The following is a 17,369-nucleotide window of genomic DNA, read 5'->3' on the forward strand; positions in this document are numbered from 1 at the left end:
GGAGCGGCTGGAAGATTGCCGCAAAGTCGGTTAATTCCGGGTGCATTGCAAGGCGGCGGCAAACGGTCTAATGCAGGCCGCTGATCGAACCCGAAAGGCGATGCGCATGACGGCCCCCAAGAAACTGTTCATCAAGACCTATGGCTGCCAGATGAATGTCTATGACAGCGAGCGCATGGCCGAGGCCCTGGGCGGGCAGGGCTATGTCGAGACGAAATCGGCGGACGATGCGGACATGATCCTGCTCAACACCTGTCATATCCGCGAAAAGGCGGCGGAAAAGGTCTATTCGGAGCTGGGCCGGTTCAAGGGGCTGAAAGCGGCAAATCCTGATCTCAAGATCGGCGTGGCGGGCTGCGTTGCCCAGGCCGAAGGCGAAGAGATCATGCGCCGCCAACCGCTGGTCGATCTGGTGGTGGGGCCGCAGAGTTATCACCGTTTGCCCGAGATGGAGGCAAAGACCCGCGCGGGTGAAAAGGCGCTCGACACGGATTTCCCCGAAGAGGACAAGTTTGAGAAACTGAAGACGCGCCCCAAGGCCAGCCGCGGCCCCACCGCCTTTCTGACCGTGCAGGAGGGCTGCGACAAGTTCTGCGCTTTTTGCGTGGTGCCGTATACCCGTGGTGCCGAGGTCAGCCGGCCGGCGGATCGCATCCTGGCCGAGGCGCGCGATCTGGTGGAGCGCGGCGTGCGCGAAATCACCCTGCTGGGGCAGAACGTCAACGCCTATCACGGGGCGGGGGCCGACGGGGACATGACGCTGGCGCAGCTTATCTGGGCGCTGGACAAGATCGACGGGCTGGAGCGTATCCGCTTTACCACCAGCCATCCGAACGACATGGGCGACGATCTGATCGCGGCGCATGGCGCGTGTTCCAAGCTGATGCCCTACCTGCATCTGCCGGTGCAATCGGGTAGCGACAAGATACTCAAGCGCATGAATCGCAGTCACACGGCCGAGAGCTATCTGCGCCTGATCGAACGCATTCGCGCCGCGCGTCCCGATATTCTGATGTCGGGCGATTTCATCGTGGGCTTCCCCGAAGAGACCGAGGCGGACTTTCAGGCGACGATGGACCTGATTGAAGAGGTCAATTACGGCTATGCCTATTCGTTCAAATACTCGACACGTCCGGGCACACCGGCCGCCGAGCGTGCGCAGGTCGACGAAGATGTAAAGTCCGAACGCCTGCAACGGCTCCAGACGCTGATCACGCGCCAACAGCGCGCGGCGCAGGACAGCATGGTTGGCAAGGAGGTCAGCGTGCTCTTTGAGAAACCGGGCCGGCAAGAGGGGCAGATGGGTGGCAAGTCCGAGTATCTGCACGCGGTTCATGTCGAGGATGCCGGAATTAAGGTTGGCGATATTCGCAAGGTGCGGGTCATCGCGTCCGGCAGCAATTCGCTGAGCGGTGAACTGGTCTGATCGGCAGATGAGCGGCGCCTTCGTCCGCGTTTCTTCGCCCCGATGTTACAATTACATGAAAATCGCCTGCTATCGCTTGCATGGGCGCACGGAACTTGGCACGTTCAGGGGAAATTGCCAACGTGGCAAACGAGGAGAACTGATTGGTCACGAGTGCCCTGACCCCGCCATCAACCGATGCGACACCTCCCGAGGTGGTGATCGAATTTCCGGACAATCGTCTCTTGATCGATCTCTGCGGAGAGCATGACCGCAATCTTGTCGATATCGAGGCCAAGACCGGTGTGCAGATCGTGCGGAGAGGCAACCAGCTCCTGATCCTTGGCGACGCGGACAGCCAGCAGCAGGCTTCGGATGTCTTGAAATCTCTTTATGATCGGCTCGAAAACGGGCGCGATGTGGACACCGGCGATATCGACCGCGAACTGCGCATGGGCGGTTCCGATGAAGGAACCGGAGTCCGCGACGGTGACCAGCTCGAGATGTTCCGGGGCGGCAAGGTCGAAATCAAGACCCGCAAAAAACTGGTCGAACCGCGCACGGCGGCGCAGAAAGATTACGTGCTGTCGCTGTTCGAGAATGAGCTGGCGTTTGGAATCGGTCCGGCGGGCACCGGAAAAACCTATCTTGCGGTTGCGGTGGGTGTCTCGATGTTCATCGGTGGCCAGGTCGATCGGATCATCCTGTCCCGCCCGGCTGTCGAGGCGGGCGAGAAGCTGGGCTATCTGCCCGGTGACATGAAGGACAAGGTCGATCCCTACATGCAGCCGCTTTATGATGCGCTGAACGATTTTCTGCCGGGCAAGCAACTGGCCAAGCTGATCGAGGACAAGCGCATCGAGATCGCGCCGCTGGCCTTCATGCGGGGCCGCACGCTGTCCAACGCCTTCGTGGTGCTCGACGAGGCGCAGAACGCCACTGCGATGCAGATGAAGATGTTCCTGACCCGGCTTGGCGAGGGCAGCCGCATGGTCATCACCGGTGATCGCAGCCAGGTGGATTTGCCGCGCGGTGTGCCCTCGGGCCTCGCCGATGCGGAGCGGTTGCTCAAGTCAATCCCCAGGATCAGCTTCAATTATTTCACCTCCAAGGATGTCGTCCGTCATCCTCTGGTGGCCGCGATCATCGAAGCTTATGAGGCGGATACCTGAACTCTTCCGCTGCAAAAGGCAGGCCCGGCATGTCTCGCGATGGGGTGGCGGTACAAGCGTGGCTGTGCGGGACATCCACGCCAATCCCTGATTCAACGATCCTCTCCGGAGGACGCAACGAAGCCAGAGGGACCAGAGGGAATTGACGCTCCTGCCGGTTTGAAGGATGTGTTGTGCCACAAACAAGACAAACAGGGAGTGGAACGGGATGAAGAAACTGTTGCTTGCGACCGCTGCGATTGCGCTTGGTGCAACGACGGCGATGGCCGAGGTGAAGGTCGGGATGATCACCACGCTGTCGGGCGGCGGGGCTGGGCTTGGCATTGATGTGCGCGACGGCTTCCTGCTGGCGCTCAAGCAATCCGGCCGTGACGATGTGGAACTCATCATCGAGGACGACCAGCGCAAGCCCGACGTGGCGGTCCAGCTCTCGGACAAGATGATCCAGTCCGAGCGGGTGGACGTGATGACCGGCATCATCTGGTCCAACCTCGCGATGGCGGTGGTGCCTTCGGCCACGGCGCAGGGTGTGTTCTATCTGTCGCCGAATGCGGGGCCATCCCAGTTGGCCGGCGCGGGATGCAGCCCGCTGTATTTCAACGTCGCCTGGCAGAACGACAACCTGCACGAGGCGGCAGGCGCCTACGCCAATGAGGCAGGTTACAAGAGCAGTTTCATCCTCGCGCCGAACTATCCTGCGGGCAAGGACGCCCTGACCGGATACAAGCGGACCTTCGGCGGCGACCTCGCGGGCGAATTGTACACTGAACTCGGGCAAACCGACTATGCAGCGGAAATCGCGCAAATCCGTGCTTCAGGCGCGGACAGCGTGTTCTTTTTCCTCCCCGGCGGCATGGGAATATCGTTCCTCAAGCAATATGCGGATTCAGGGGTCGGTTTGCCGGTGGTCGGGCCGGCCTTCAGCTTTGATCAGGGCATCCTGCAAGCGGTGGGCGAAGCGGCGGTGGGCGTCGTGAATACCTCGCAATGGTCCAAGGATATCGACAACCCGACAAACGCGGCCTTCGTCGAGAGCTTTGAAGCCGAGTACGGACGGTTGCCGTCGCTCTATGCCAGCCAGGGTTTCGACACTGCGAACCTGCTGTTCTCTGCCCTCGACAAGGCCGCCCCCTCGGACAAGGCCGCGTTCCAGGCAGCGTTGGAGGCCGCCGATTTCGACAGCACGCGCGGCGCGTTCCGGTTCGGGCCGAACCATCACCCGATCCAGACCATCTATGCCCGTGAAGTGATCAAGGAAGGTGACGTCTATACCAACAAGATCATCGGCACCGCGCTCAAAGATCACGCCGACGCCTATGCATCCGAGTGCAAGATGTAAGCAAGGCCGTCGCCCGGACCGACATGGTCCGGGTCCATACCGGCGGAGGGCCGTGTGTCTCTGATCCTGATTATCGAGCAGGTCCTGAACGGCCTGCAATCCGGCGTCATGTTGTTCCTGATGGCGGCGGGGCTGACCCTGATCTTTGGTGTTATGGGACTCATAAATCTCGCGCATGGCTCGCTTTACATGATCGGAGCCTTTGCTGCGGCAGCGGTGGCGGGATTTACCGGGTCTTTCGCTCTGGCGCTGATCGGGGCGCTGGCCGCTGCGGCGGCTGCGGGCGCGATCATCGAGATCACCGTGATACGGCGACTGTATGCGTCAGACCACCTTGATCAGGTGCTGGCGACATTCGCCCTGATCCTTATTATCTCCGAGGGTACGCGCTGGATCTTTGGCTCCTTTCCGCTGTTCCTGGAAATCCCGCCCTATCTCGCCGGGCCGGTGACGCTGCCGGGCGGCATCGCCTATCCAAAATACCGGCTGGCCCTGATCGTTGCAGGGCTGGCCGTGGGCGGGCTGTTGTGGTTCCTGATCGAACGCACGCGAATGGGTATCCGTATCCGCGCGGGCGAAAATGATCGCGAGATGATCGCCGCTCTGGGGGTCGATATCTCGCGGCTCTACACGCTGGTCTTTGCGCTCGGCGCGGCCCTTGCCGGGCTGGCGGGGGCTCTGGTCGGCGCGATCCAGTCGGTGCAGGTGGGCATGGGCGAACCTGTGCTGATCCTTGCCTTTGTCGTCATCGTCATTGGTGGCATCGGCTCGCTCAAGGGGGCGTTTATGGGCGCGTTGCTTGTCGGTTTGACGGATACGCTCGGGGGCATTTTCCTGCCGGAACTCTTCAAGCTGTTCACCGATCCGGCCACCGCGCAATCGGCCGGGGCGTCGCTGGCGTCGATGTCGATCTACATTCTGATGAGCCTCGTGCTGATCTGGCGGCCAACCGGCCTGTTCGGGGCGCCGGCATGATCAGGGAACGCCATCTCAACATCGGTTTGCTGGCGGGGCTGCTGGCGGTTGCGCTCTGGGCGATGCTGGCGGATCAGCCCTTTACCATCACCCTTGCCACGCGCGCGGTGATCCTGGCGCTCGCGGCGGCGGGGTTGAACATCGCGCTTGGCATCGGCGGATTGGTCAGTCTTGGACATGCGGCGTTCTTTGGGCTTGGCGGTTATGTCATGGGTGTGCTGGCCTATCACGCCCAGACCTACACGCCGCTTGAACTGGGCCCGCTCAGTATTGCCGGCACGAAATCCATGCCGGTGATCTGGCTGGCAGCCATCTGCGTCTCGGGGCTCGCCGCGCTGGTGATCGGCCTGCTCGGCCTGCGAACGAGCGGTGTCTATTTCATCATGATCACACTCGCCTTCGGGCAGATGTTTTACTATTTCGCGATTTCCTGGAGCGCCTATGGCGGTGAGGACGGGCTATCGATCTATGTCCGCAACGGGTTTACGGGGCTGAACACGCTGGTCCCGATCCAGTTTTTCGGGATCTGTTATGTCATCCTGTGCCTTGTCCTCTACCTGCATGCCCGGCTTGCCCGGTCGCCCTTCGGCCTCGCGCTGAACGCGGCGCGGCAAACTCCGGTCCGGGTGCTGACCGTGGGTCTGGACCCGACGCGGCTCAAACTGGTCGCCTTCGTGCTGTCGGGGGCGATTACCGGTCTGGCGGGGGCGCTGTTCGCGGATTTGTACCGTTTTGTCAGTCCAACCATGTTCAGTTGGCAGATGTCGGGGGAATTGATCGTGCTGATCATCCTCGGCGGTGTCGCGCGGCTTTGCGGGCCGGTTGTCGGGGCCGTCGTGTTCGTCATGCTTGAGCACCTGCTTGGCGGGTTGACGGATTTCTGGCACGTCTGGCTTGGAGTCATCCTTTTGCTGATCGTGCTCTTTGCGCGCGGCGGGCTCATCGGCATGGTCTCCGGTCGGGCGGTGGCGCATGACTGAGCCGGTGCTGAAAACCATCGGCCTGACCCGGCGCTTTGGTGCGATGGTCGCGAGTGACGATGTTTCGCTCGACCTGCGCGCGGGCGAGATTCACGCGATCATCGGGCCGAACGGTGCAGGCAAGTCGACCCTGATCAACCAGATTTGTGGTGAACTGAAGCCCGATAGCGGTGCGGTTCATATCGCGGGTCAGGACGTGACCCGGCTCGATACTGCCGCGCGGGCGCGTCTGGGACTGGCGCGGACCTTCCAGATCAGCGCCCTGGTGATGGAAGACACGGTGCTTCAGAACGCTATGCTGGGTGCGCTTGGAGCCGGCGGGCGGCCCTGGCGGTTCTGGCGTCCGGCGCTGGCCGATCCGGATTTGCGGGAGCGTGCCGAGACCGCGCTGGATCGCGTCGGGTTGCTGCCGCAGCGCGGCACCCGCGTTTCAGACCTCAGCCACGGACAACGCCGGCAACTTGAAGTCGCCGTTGCGCTGACACTCGAACCAAGGGCCTTCGTCATGGATGAGCCCATGGCGGGCCTCGGCGCGGAGGGCTCGAAATCGCTGACCGGTTTTCTCGACGGCTTGCGTGAAGAAGCGCCGATCTTGCTGGTTGAGCATGATATGGATGCGGTGTTTGCATTGGCCGACCGGATCAGCGTGCTGGTCTATGGCCGGGTCATCGCCTCGGGACCTGTCGAGGACATCCGGGCCAATCCGGATGTGCGCCACGCCTATCTGGGGACCGGCTCATGAGTCTTCTTGAGGTGTCCGGTCTGACTGCGTCCTATGGTGCGGCGCAAGCCCTGTTCGGAGTCGATCTGAGCGTCGGTCAGGGTGAAGTCGTTGCATTGATGGGGCGCAACGGCGTGGGCAAGACGACAACGGTGCGCGCGATTTGCCGGATGATGGCGTCAGGTGGCGAATTGCGGTTTGACGGCGTCGATCTGCACGGCTTGGCCAGCCACAAGGCCGCGCGGCTGGGGATCGGGCTGGTGCCCGAGGGGCGGCGCTGTTTTCGCGATCTGACGGTTGTTGAAAACCTGGTCGCTGCGGCGCGACCCGGGCCGTGGGATGTGGATCAGGTGTTTCAATTGTTCCCGAGACTGGGAGAGCGGCGACAGCAGCGTGCGGCGTCGTTGTCGGGTGGCGAGCAGCAGATGCTGGCGATCGGCCGCGCCCTGACGACCAATCCGCGCCTGCTGGTGCTCGACGAGGCGACAGAGGGTCTTGCGCCGCTCATCCGCGACCAGATCTGGCAGGCGATCCTGCGGCTCAAGACCGAACACGGGATGTCGATCCTGTTGATCGACAAACTGGTGCGCGAGATCGCAAACGTGTCAGACCGGGCGGTGATCCTCGAGCGCGGAAGGACGGTCTGGACCGGTAGCATCGCGATGCTGACTCCGGAGGTGACCGGCAGATTTGTCGGTGTCTGATCATCCCCGCGGCGGTGATGGCGTGCGCGCGGCATGATGCAGAGCCGCAGGCCGGACGTTTCGTGCCAGTTTCCGGCTTGCGGTCGGCGCGGCGGAGGGTCACACCTTCGGGTGAAAGCCAGGAGGATGCCATGACCCAGATCATTTCCGCGCTCAGCGACGTTGCCGACCGATACGAAGCCCTGTTCGTAGACCTTTGGGGCTGTGTTCACGATGGGGTACGGGCCTATCCCGACGCCATTGCGGCCCTGCGCGCCTATCGCGAGACCGGGGGCACCGTCGTGCTCGTCACCAATTCGCCCAAACCGCGCGCGGGTGTCCAGGAGCAACTGGCAACATTCGGCGTACCCGATGACGCCTGGGACAGCATCGCGTCCTCTGGCGACAGCGCGCGAGCGGCGATGTATCGCGGCACCGTCGGAGAAAAGGTCTGGTTCATGGGCGAAGAAGAGCGCGACGCGGGCTTTTTCGCGCCGATCGGCGTGGTTCAGGACCCGGTTCGCATCACTCGCGTGCCGCTGGATGAGGCCGAGGGGATCGTGTGCTGCGGTCCTTTCGACCCGCTCGCCGACCCGGACGCGAACCGGCCCCAGTTTCTCTATGCCAAGCAGAAGGGTCTGAAACTGCTATGCGCGAATCCCGATATTGTCGTGGATCGGGGCGAGGTGCGCGAATGGTGTGCGGGCGCGCTGGCGCGGCTCTATACCGAGATGGGGGGCGAAAGCCTCTATTTCGGCAAACCACATCCCCCGATCTATGATCTGGCGCGCCGACGGTTGGCCGAGATCGACCGCCTGGTTCCGGATTCCTCGATCCTGGCCATCGGTGACGGCATCCAGACCGATATTCTGGGCGCATCCGGAGAAGATATTGACTCGCTCTTCATCACCGGAGGGCTGGCGGCACGAGAAACCAGAACCAGTGACCAGCCGGACGCGACCGCTTTGGAGAAATATCTGAGCGATCAGCAGATGTCGCCGAGCTATGCGATCGGGTTTCTGCGATAGGTCGTCTGTCGCGGCCACTGCGGTGCACCTTGTCGTAAGGCTCCCAGCGGCCCAGTCGCAACCGGATCAGTGTCAGTTCATCAAAGCTGTTCATGATATGTGCCCTTGCTGAATATCGCGTCGGGTCATCATCGCCGATGTCTCCTGACACATGCTGTCAGGTGGGGATGATATAGTGGCAGCAGATACTCCAAGGGAATGCGGACACCATGCCCCGCTCAAGCCGACTTTTTGAAATCATCCAGATCCTGCGCGTCGCCGAGGGTCCCGTCACGGCGGCGGACCTGGCCGACCAACTGGAAGTATCCGTTCGCACGATATATCGCGACATTGCGGCCTTGCAGGGGATGCGCACGCCGATCGAGGGCGAAGCCGGCATGGGGTATCTCATGCGGAAAGGCTATGATCTGCCGCCGCTGAATTTCGATACCGACGAGATCGAAGCCCTGCGCGTCGCCTTGGCGATGCTGGCCCGGACCGGTGACAGCGCATTGCAGCGGGCGGCGCAGCGGGTCTGTGGCAAGATCGACGCGCTGCATGGCCCGGCGGATTGGCTCGAAATCGTGCCCTGGGGGGCACCCTCGGATGACAGCGCGCCGGATTGTGTGTCAAAGGCGATGTTGCGCACTGCCATCCGCGAGGAAAGCAAGCTCGAATTGCTTTATCGTGATGAAAATAATAACGAAACCCGTCGCGTCGTCAGGCCGCTGGTCCTGATCTATCACCTGAACTGCGTGATGTTGGCGGCGTGGTGCGAAACACGGTCTGCTTTCCGCCATTTTCGGACAGACCGGATTTGGGACTGTACCCTTACCGGCACAGATTTCACGGGCGAGGGGGCGGTGCTGCGCAGGCTCTGGCGCGAGCAATACGAGAGAGAAGGGACGCAGGTCGGGACCGCTGTCGGCGGATAGAACGCGGCCGTCGGGCAAAAAAGACACAGAATCACTTGATTTTCTGCGACTGCAAAGTAATAAAGTTGCAAGCCAAGATCGAATGTAGATCATATATTACTGCGCCGATGACGAATGAGGATACCATGTTGGACAATTTGCCCCGTGGCACGATCTGTATCGAAGATATCGAAATGGGAATGTCGCGCCATCTGCGCAAGGTGGTGACGGACGAGGATATCGAGATGTTCGCGCAGGTCTCGACCGACCGGAATCCGGTGCATCTGGATGACGACTATGCTCAAGATACCATTTTCGAAGGGCGCATCGCCCATGGCATGCTGACTGCGGGCCTGATTTCGGCGGTGATTGGCGAGCAATTGCCCGGTCACGGCACCGTGTATATGGGACAGACATTGAAGTTTCTTGCGCCGGTGCGCCCGGGCGACATGGTCTATGCCGAAGTCAAGGTGGTTGATATCGACATGGGCAAGCGCCGGGTCAAACTCGACTGTCATTGTTCGGTGGACGGCAAGAAGGTCCTGATCGGCGAGGCGATGGTGCTCGCCCCGAGTCGCAAGTTCGACTAGCGCACCGACGCTCTTGCGCGCGGGCGCGTTGCCCGCTACGCAACGCAAATGCGGATCGTGCGGGACTATCAGTTTGTTCAGGAAGCAGATCGCGGCGCGAGCGTCGCGATTGGCAATTTCGATGGTGTCCATCTGGGTCATCAGACGGTGATCGACATTGCCCGGCGCGCGGCTCCCGACGCGCCTTTGGGTGTGCTGACATTCGAACCGCATCCCCGAGAGTTCTTTGCCCCCGACGCGCCGCCGTTTCGGCTCATGGGGCGCGAGGCCCGGACGAGTCGGCTGGCCAAGCTGGGCGTCGAACTTCTCTATGAACTGGCCTTCAACGCGTCGCTCGCGTCGCTCAGCCCCGAGGCATTCTCGCGCAGCGTTATTCACGACGGGTTCGGTCTGAAACACGTCGTCGTCGGTCATGATTTCTGCTTTGGCCGGGGCCGGGCGGGAACCGCCGCCGATCTGGTGCGCCACGGCAAGGAAATGGGGTTTGGCGTCACCATCGCACCGCTGCTTGAAAACGGTGACCGCACCGTGTCGTCCACCGCCATCCGCACCGCGCTTGGCGAGGGGCGTCCACGCGATGCGGCGGCCATGCTCGGACATTGGCATCGCATCGAAGGCAAGGTGATCAGCGGCGAGCAGCGCGGCAGGGTCCTGGGCTTTCCGACCGCCAACATGTCGATCAGCGGGATCCATCCCCCGGCCTTCGGCGTCTATGCGGTGCTGGTGGATGTGGTCGACGGACCGCACGCGGGCAGCTATCACGGTGTCGCATCGCTTGGCGTGCGGCCGATGTTCGGTCGGAACAGGCCGAATATCGAAACCTACCTGTTCGATTTTACCGGCGATCTGTATGGCGCTACTCTGTCCGTGGGGCTGGTGGATTATCTTCGTCCAGAACAGAAATTCGATGACGTGGATGGCCTCGTGGCGCAGATGCATGCCGACAGCGCCCGCGCCCGCGATATCCTGGCCGCCACATGAGTGATCCGATCGACCGGGCCGGTCTTGCGCCTCGTTTCTGGGAGCGCAAGCCGTTGCGGAAACTGAACCGGCAGGAATGGGAGGCGCTGTGCGATGGTTGCGGCAAGTGCTGCCTGAACAAGCTCGAAGACGAGGACAGCGGAGAAGTCGCCCTGACGCGGGTGGCGTGCCGTTTGCTGGACGATGCCACATGTCGCTGCGCCCAATACGACATCCGGCATCAATTCGTGCCCGAATGCATCGTGTTGAAACCCGACAATATCGACAGCCACGCCTACTGGATGCCGCAGACCTGCGCCTATCGGCTATTGTGGGAGGGCAAGCCGCTGTTTGACTGGCACCCGCTGATCTCGGGAACCGCGCAATCGGTGCATGACGCAGGGGTTTCCGTACAGGGGTGGACGGTGCCCGAGTTCGAAATCCCGGAAGACGACTGGGAAGAGTATATCATCGAGGAGCCGATCTGATGTTCTTTGCATCCGACAATTCGGGGCCGGTCCATCCGCAGGTGCTGTCCGCCTTGGGGGCGGCCAATGACGGTTACGCGATGGGCTATGGTGATGACGCGCTGACCAGACAGGTGCAGGATCGCATTCGCGAAATTTTCGCGGCGCCGGAGGCGGCGGTATATCTGGTTGCGACGGGCACGGCCGCGAATGCGCTGGCATTGGCAACCCTGTGCCAGCCATATCAGACCGTGTTCTGCTCGCCCGTGGCACATATCCACGAGGACGAATGCAACGCGCCCGAATTCTATACCGGAGGAGCCAAGCTGACATTGGTGCCGGGCGGGGACAAGATGACCGCCGATGCGCTGGCGGCGACGATTGCCCGGGAAAACACCCGTGGCGTGCATGGACCGCAGCGGGGGCCGGTGTCGATCACCCAGGTCACGGAGCGGGGATCGGTCTACACACTTGAGGAACTGCGCGCCCTGACGGCAGTTGCCCGCGACCATGACCTGCCCTGCCATCTTGACGGTGCGCGTTTTGCAAACGCACTCGTGCGGCTGGACTGCGCGCCAGCGGACATGTCATGGCGTGCGGGGATCGATGTGCTGTCCTTTGGCGGCACCAAGAACGGGTTGCTCGGCGTCGAGGCGGTGATCTTTTTTGATCCCGAGAAGGCGTGGGAATTCGAATTGCGTCGCAAGCGCGGCGGGCACCTGTTTTCCAAGGGACGGTATCTCGCCGCCCAGATGAACGCATATCTTGCGGACGATCTCTGGCTCACCTCTGCGCGGTCGGCAAACGCCGCGTGCACGCGCCTGGTCCGGGGGCTGCGCAGCGCGGGCGCGGAATTTGCCCATTCACCGGATGCCAACATGATCTTTGCCGGCCTGCCACGCGCCGTGCATCGCCGGTTGCATAATGCCGGGGCGGTCTATCATCTGTGGGATGGGGTACTGGATGGTGCCGATCCGCACGAGATGCTGACCGCGCGCTTTGTGTGTGACTGGTCGATCAGCGATGCGCAGATCGACCAGTTCCTGAGCGTCTTGCAAGCCTAGCGCGTTTCGCGATTAACTTGAAACATTCGCATCACCTAACGCGTTGAAATCTCTGATTTCAGGCAGCGTTGGGTGATTCAGGTTTAGCGCGAAATGCTATAGCGCGTTTCGCGCCTAACCTAAAAACCGGGCATCACCTGATGCCACGAAATCTCTCGTTTCAGGCGACGTCCTCGGGCCCGGCAGAGTCCGCGATCCTGGCGAACTGGTGCCGCAGATGGCTGACGGTCTCTTGCGGGTGGGTTATCGGCAACATGTGCCCGGCGCCTTCGACCACGCCCGTTTCCGATTGCGGGATGCGGCGGGCCAGACCGTCAATCACCGTGGTCATGATCTCCGCCGACTTGCCGCCCCGCATCAGCAGCACGGGCATGGTCAAAGCCTGCAAACGCTCGGGGCGAAGCAGACCGGGCCGGTCTTCGTACAGCACCGAATTGCTCGCCGGAAGCACGTGAATACCGCGTGCCATCGCGGCCCGGGTCTCTTCACGCAGGTCGGGCCAGCGGGTCAGGCCATCGCCCCAGGCACGATTGAACAGACGCGCGGCCAGCTCCCGGTCGCCCGCCTCGAGCGCGTCGTTGACCGGGCGCATGGCCTCCTGTTCGCGGGCCAGGTCATTGGGAGTGTCCTGCATGGCGACGGCAAAGAACACCGGTTCGATCAGCGTCAGGGTTCGCACCAGTTGCGGATGCTCGGCGGCCAGACGCAGAGCAAGCACCGCACCGAAGGAATGACCGACCACGTCCATCGGCCGGTCGATCAGGCGCAGGATGGCGTTGTTCATCAAATCGGAAAAATCGCCGGTTTCATCCCAATCCGGGCTGCGCCCATGCGAGAACATGTCGGGCGCGAGCATGGTGATCTCGTCCTCCATCTCCGTCGCCACCCCGCGCCATGCGCCGGAATGGGCGATCGTGCAATGCAGGGCCAGAACAGTCCGGGGGCCATGTCCAAAACTGCGGCTGTACAGGCTGGCGGGATCGGTCACGATTTCAGCGCCGCGAGATGTGCGTCGAGATCTTCCAGCCGATCCTGTCCCCAGAACCTCTCACCGTCTTGCGTGATGTAAAAAGGGGCCCCGAATACGCCCCTTTCCACGGCCTCTTCGAGGTTGGCGGCATAGGTTTCCGCGCCCTGCAGCAGGCCGCTATCGGCAAGTGATGCATCAAAGCCCGCACCGGAGAGGCAGGCGCGGATCACGTTGTCGTCGGCAATGTCCTTGTCTTCGACCCAGCAGGCGCGCATGAACGAACGGACAAGGCGACCGACATCTCCGCCACCCGACGCCTGCGCCGCGATGATGGCATAGGATGACGGCGCCATATTGGTGGGAAAATGCGCCGGCTTCAGGTTTAGCGGCATGTTCAGTCGCTTTGCGCGCCGCACGAGATCCTGATTGCGGTATTCGATGCGTGACGGATGGCGATCCTTCGGGGCAACGCCACCTGTTCGCCCGAACAGGGCCATGATGTCGAGCGGCTTGTAGGTGATCGACGCGCCGTGTTTCGCGGCGATGTTTTCCAGCCCGTCACCCGCAAGATACGCGAATGGCGATATTGTCGCAAAGAAGTAATCAATGTTGGTCATCTGCTGATTTCTCTCCGGCTATTTCTTTGCGGGACGGTAAGGCCATGCTAAGCGGTGTCAACATTACGAATCTGTCACAATTGCCCATTGCGCCGGGAACCCTTGCCATGCCTCAGTCGACCGAACCCAAGCTGATCGCCGGAAACTCCAACCTCCCACTGGCCACCGCGATTGCCAAACGGATGACAATGCATCGCGGGATCCACACCGGCCTGGTCGATGCCCGCGTCGAACGGTTTAACGACGGCGAGATCTTTGTCGAAGTTTTCGAAAATGTCCGCGGCGAAGATATGTATATCATTCAATCGACGTCGAACCCGGCAAATGACAACCTGATGGAACTGCTGATCATGGCCGATGCGCTGCGTCGGTCCAGCGCGTCACGGGTGACGGCGATCCTGCCGTATTTCGGCTATGCCCGTCAGGACCGGCGCACCAAGGCGCGCACCCCGATTTCCGCCAAGCTGGTTGCCAACATGATGGTGGGCACGGGGATCGAACGGGTTCTGACAATGGACCTGCATGCCGCCCAGATCCAGGGCTTCTTTGATATCCCGGTGGATAACCTTTATGCGTCGCCGGTCTTTGCGCTGGATATCAAGACCCATTTCAAAGAGCACATGAGCGACCTGATGGTCGTCTCGCCCGATGTGGGCGGTGTCGCACGGGCTCGGGAGCTGGCCAAGCGCATCAATTCGCCGCTGTCGATCGTGGACAAGCGCCGTGAAAAGCCCGGTGAAATTGCCGAGATGACCGTGATCGGCAATGTCGAAGACAAGATCTGCCTGATCGTGGACGACATGTGCGATACCGCCGGAACGCTCTGCAAGGCGGCACAGGTTCTGTTGGAAAACGGCGCGCGCGAGGTGCATTCCTATATCACCCATGGCGTGATGAGCGGACCGGCGGTCGAACGCGTCACCAATTCGGTCATGAAATCTCTGGTCATCACCGACACGATCCAGCCCAGCGAAGCGGTGCTCGCCGCCAAGAATATCCGGATCGTGCCCACGGCACCGGTCTTTGCTCAGGCGATCCTGAACATCTGGAACGGCACGTCGGTGTCTTCTCTCTTCGAGGATTCGACGCTGACCCCGATCTACGAATCGCTCTATTCGGCGGCGTGATCGGGCAGGGGGTGGCTCAGTAGAGCTCCCAATCGTCCGAGTGAGGCAAAGCGCCAATCGCAATCCAGGCGGCACGGATACGGGCAAAGCGGGTATCGGCCCATGTCCGGAACACAATATCAAAACCTTGCGTTGTCACATCGCGGGTCACGAGTTCGGCACGAAGGGCGGTTGACGCCTTGGCGTCCCAAAGTGAAATCGAAACCTGCACGACCGGCGGTTCGCGATAGCGCTGATCAAACTCGATATGTTTGCGGCACTCGCGTGGGCCGCTGCCGGTCCACATTTCCCCGTCATTCTCGAAATCGGAAAACAACACGACGTCGCCCTGATCGATGCCAAGAAGATGGGATTCAAGTCTTTTCATTCGGGTCTTTTGAATTCGCGGCTTGTGATCTGTCTTCGATATATTCGAACGCGCGCCATTGCTAGGCGGTTGATGCGCAAAATCACGACATTACGCCACGAAAAAGCCGGCCCTGATCGGGGCCGGCTCATTCATTGTGACGAGATGCGAACCGATCAGACGTTGATGTGATCGCCCAGTGCCACCATGTCGGCGAGCAGCTTGGCTGCGTCGTCAACCGGACCCGGTTCGTTCTTGAAGGTTTCCTTTGCCGCTTCGTGTCCGGCACGGGCCTCTTCAATCATTTCGTCGATATGGGCGCGGGTCACTTCGTTGAGCGGCATCGCCCTTTCGGCAAGCACCGACAGGCTGGTTGCATTGATCTCGGCAAAGCCACCGGAAACCAAATACTCCGCCTGCCCGGACGGGCCATCAATCCGCAATACGCCGGGGCGCAGGGTGGTGATCAGCGGTGAGTGATCGGGCATCGCCGTCATGTCGCCGTCCGCACCCGGGATCTGGACCGAGCTCACCTCGAGCGAAGCAAGGCTCCGCTCGGGGCTGACCAGGTCAAATTGCATTGTATCTGCCATCAGGCTGCTCCTCAGGCTGCGTCAGCGGCCATGCGCTCGGCTTTGGCGATCACTTCGTCGATGCCGCCGACCATGTAGAACGCACCTTCGGGCAGGTGGTCATACTCGCCGGCCACAACCGCCTTGAACGAGGCAATGGTGTCTTCGAGCGGAACCTGCACACCGGGCGAACCGGTAAAGACCTGCGCCACGTCGAACGGCTGCGACAGGAAACGCTGGATCTTCCGGGCACGGGCCACGGTCAGCTTGTCCTCTTCGCTGAGTTCGTCCATGCCGAGAATGGCGATGATGTCCTGCAGCGACTTGTAGCGCTGGAGCGTTTCCTGAACGTCCGTCGCAACCTTGTAGTGCTCTTCGCCGACAACCGCCGGGTCGAGCAGACGCGAGGTCGAGGCCAGCGGATCCACGGCCGGGTAGATGCCCAGCTCGGAAATCGCGCGGTCCAGAACCGTGGTTGCATCAAGGTGCGAGAACGAGGTTGCAGGCGCCGGGTCGGTCAGGTCGTCCGCAGGCACGTAAACCGCCTGTACCGAGGTGATCGAACCGGCCTTGGTCGAGGTGATGCGTTCCTGCATCGCGCCCATGTCGGTGGCCAGTGTCGGCTGATAGCCCACGGCAGAGGGGATACGGCCCAAGAGGGCGGACACTTCGGAACCGGCCTGCGTAAAGCGGAAGATGTTGTCGACAAAGAACAGAACGTCGGTGCCGGTTTCGTCGCGGAACTGCTCGGCAAGGGTCAGGCCCGAAAGCGCGACACGCATACGGGCTCCCGGAGGCTCGTTCATCTGGCCGTAGACCAGGGCGATCTTGCTCTCTTCGAGATTGTCCGGAACGATAACGCCGGATTCGATCATCTCGTGGTAGAGGTCGTTGCCCTCACGGGTCCGTTCACCCACACCGGCGAACACCGACACACCCGAGTGCACCTTGGCGATGTTGTTGATCAGCTCCATGATCAGAACCGTCTTGCCCACGCCGGCACCGCCAAACAGGCCGATCTTGCCGCCTTTTGCATATGGCGCAAGCAGGTCGATGACCTTGATGCCGGTGGTCAGAACTTCGGATTCGGTTGCCTGGTCCGCGAAATCCGGCGCTTCCTGATGGATCGCGCGACGGGTTTTTGCCTTGACCGGGCCCTTTTCATCGACGGGGTCACCGATCACGTTCATGATACGGCCCAGCGTGGCGCTGCCCACCGGCACCGAGATCGGCTCGCCCAGGTCGGTGACCTCGGCGCCGCGCACCAGACCTTCGGTGGCGTCCATCGCGACGGTGCGAACGGTGTTCTCGCCAAGGTGCTGAGCCACTTCGAGGATCAGACGGTTGCCGTTGTTGTCGGTTTCAAGCGCGTTCAGGATTTCGGGCAGTTGGTCGTCGAACTGAACGTCGACCACGGCGCCGATGACCTGAGTCACTTTGCCTTTTGCGTTTGCCATGTG

General features: G+C 61.6%; 19 protein-coding genes. 14 read left to right on the plus strand and 5 right to left on the minus strand.

The window, feature by feature from the left end; all coding sequences use genetic code 11:
- Positions 1–106: 106 nt before the first annotated feature.
- The 13 genes from miaB to AB9K34_RS16040 all read left to right on the plus strand — a co-directional run bounded on the left by miaB (position 107) and on the right by AB9K34_RS16040 (position 12,277).
- Entirely contained in the window at positions 107–1,426 is a 1,320-nt protein-coding gene (gene miaB, locus AB9K34_RS15980; protein WP_369955427.1) for a tRNA (N6-isopentenyl adenosine(37)-C2)-methylthiotransferase MiaB, read from the plus strand.
- A 143-nt stretch (positions 1,427–1,569) separates the two neighbouring features.
- A complete protein-coding gene (locus AB9K34_RS15985) occupies positions 1,570–2,577 on the plus strand; it encodes a PhoH family protein (RefSeq protein ID WP_369955428.1) in 1,008 nt (335 codons plus the stop codon).
- Positions 2,578–2,785: 208 nt separating this feature from the next.
- Positions 2,786–3,916 (plus strand): ABC transporter substrate-binding protein, encoded by a 1,131-nt coding sequence (locus AB9K34_RS15990; RefSeq protein WP_369955429.1) that lies wholly within the window; start codon positions 2,786–2,788, stop codon positions 3,914–3,916.
- A 54-nt stretch (positions 3,917–3,970) separates the two neighbouring features.
- Entirely contained in the window at positions 3,971–4,891 is a 921-nt protein-coding gene (locus AB9K34_RS15995) for a branched-chain amino acid ABC transporter permease (protein WP_369955430.1), read from the plus strand.
- On the plus strand, positions 4,888–5,871 hold the full coding sequence (locus AB9K34_RS16000) for a branched-chain amino acid ABC transporter permease (RefSeq protein WP_369955431.1): 984 nt from the start codon (positions 4,888–4,890) through the stop codon (positions 5,869–5,871). Before AB9K34_RS15995 ends, AB9K34_RS16000 begins: the two co-directional genes overlap by 4 nt.
- Complete coding sequence (locus AB9K34_RS16005) at positions 5,864–6,613, plus strand: ABC transporter ATP-binding protein (protein ID WP_369955432.1); 750 nt, start codon at positions 5,864–5,866, stop codon at positions 6,611–6,613. The genes AB9K34_RS16000 and AB9K34_RS16005 overlap by 8 nt, the downstream gene beginning before the upstream one ends.
- A complete protein-coding gene (locus AB9K34_RS16010) occupies positions 6,610–7,296 on the plus strand; it encodes an ABC transporter ATP-binding protein (RefSeq protein WP_369955433.1) in 687 nt (228 codons plus the stop codon). Before AB9K34_RS16005 ends, AB9K34_RS16010 begins: the two co-directional genes overlap by 4 nt.
- Before the next feature lie 131 nt (positions 7,297–7,427).
- Positions 7,428–8,303: a TIGR01459 family HAD-type hydrolase gene (locus AB9K34_RS16015; RefSeq protein WP_369955434.1), complete on the plus strand. Its 876-nt coding sequence runs from the start codon at positions 7,428–7,430 to the stop codon at positions 8,301–8,303.
- A gap of 209 nt (positions 8,304–8,512) precedes the next feature.
- Positions 8,513–9,217: a helix-turn-helix transcriptional regulator gene (locus tag AB9K34_RS16020; protein ID WP_369955435.1), complete on the plus strand. Its 705-nt coding sequence runs from the start codon at positions 8,513–8,515 to the stop codon at positions 9,215–9,217.
- A gap of 125 nt (positions 9,218–9,342) precedes the next feature.
- The gene (locus AB9K34_RS16025) at positions 9,343–9,786 is read left to right on the plus strand and encodes a MaoC family dehydratase (protein ID WP_369955436.1); all 444 of its coding nucleotides are present in this window, start codon (positions 9,343–9,345) and stop codon (positions 9,784–9,786) included.
- A gap of 48 nt (positions 9,787–9,834) precedes the next feature.
- Positions 9,835–10,767, plus strand: a complete 933-nt coding sequence (locus AB9K34_RS16030; RefSeq protein ID WP_369955437.1) for a bifunctional riboflavin kinase/FAD synthetase — start codon at positions 9,835–9,837, stop codon at positions 10,765–10,767.
- Entirely contained in the window at positions 10,764–11,234 is a 471-nt protein-coding gene (locus AB9K34_RS16035) for a YcgN family cysteine cluster protein (RefSeq protein WP_369955438.1), read from the plus strand. Before AB9K34_RS16030 ends, AB9K34_RS16035 begins: the two co-directional genes overlap by 4 nt.
- The gene (locus AB9K34_RS16040) at positions 11,234–12,277 is read left to right on the plus strand and encodes a low specificity L-threonine aldolase (RefSeq protein ID WP_369955439.1); all 1,044 of its coding nucleotides are present in this window, start codon (positions 11,234–11,236) and stop codon (positions 12,275–12,277) included. The genes AB9K34_RS16035 and AB9K34_RS16040 overlap by 1 nt, the downstream gene beginning before the upstream one ends.
- A gap of 160 nt (positions 12,278–12,437) precedes the next feature.
- On the opposite strand, the gene AB9K34_RS16045 is transcribed toward AB9K34_RS16040, so the two are convergent.
- Both AB9K34_RS16045 and AB9K34_RS16050 read right to left on the minus strand, forming a co-directional pair.
- Positions 12,438–13,265 (minus strand): alpha/beta fold hydrolase, encoded by an 828-nt coding sequence (locus AB9K34_RS16045; RefSeq protein ID WP_369955440.1) that lies wholly within the window; start codon positions 13,263–13,265, stop codon positions 12,438–12,440.
- Entirely contained in the window at positions 13,262–13,864 is a 603-nt protein-coding gene (locus AB9K34_RS16050) for a 2-hydroxychromene-2-carboxylate isomerase (protein ID WP_369955441.1), read from the minus strand. Before AB9K34_RS16050 ends, AB9K34_RS16045 begins: the two co-directional genes overlap by 4 nt.
- Before the next feature lie 107 nt (positions 13,865–13,971).
- Between AB9K34_RS16050 and AB9K34_RS16055 the strand changes: the two genes are divergently transcribed.
- The gene (locus AB9K34_RS16055; RefSeq protein ID WP_369955442.1) at positions 13,972–14,991 is read left to right on the plus strand and encodes a ribose-phosphate pyrophosphokinase; all 1,020 of its coding nucleotides are present in this window, start codon (positions 13,972–13,974) and stop codon (positions 14,989–14,991) included.
- A gap of 16 nt (positions 14,992–15,007) precedes the next feature.
- Here the strand turns inward: AB9K34_RS16055 and AB9K34_RS16060 are convergent, their stop codons facing one another.
- From AB9K34_RS16060 to atpD, 3 genes are all read right to left on the minus strand, one after another.
- Positions 15,008–15,358: an H-type lectin domain-containing protein gene (locus AB9K34_RS16060; protein WP_369955443.1), complete on the minus strand. Its 351-nt coding sequence runs from the start codon at positions 15,356–15,358 to the stop codon at positions 15,008–15,010.
- A gap of 155 nt (positions 15,359–15,513) precedes the next feature.
- A complete protein-coding gene (locus AB9K34_RS16065; protein WP_369955444.1) occupies positions 15,514–15,930 on the minus strand; it encodes a F0F1 ATP synthase subunit epsilon in 417 nt (138 codons plus the stop codon).
- Positions 15,931–15,941: 11 nt separating this feature from the next.
- Positions 15,942–17,366: a F0F1 ATP synthase subunit beta gene (gene atpD, locus AB9K34_RS16070; protein WP_369955445.1), complete on the minus strand. Its 1,425-nt coding sequence runs from the start codon at positions 17,364–17,366 to the stop codon at positions 15,942–15,944.
- Between the last annotated feature and the right edge of the window lie 3 nt (positions 17,367–17,369).

This window comes from Sedimentitalea sp. XS_ASV28 (assembly GCF_041224545.1).
Classification (GTDB): Bacteria; Pseudomonadota; Alphaproteobacteria; order Rhodobacterales; family Rhodobacteraceae; genus Sedimentitalea.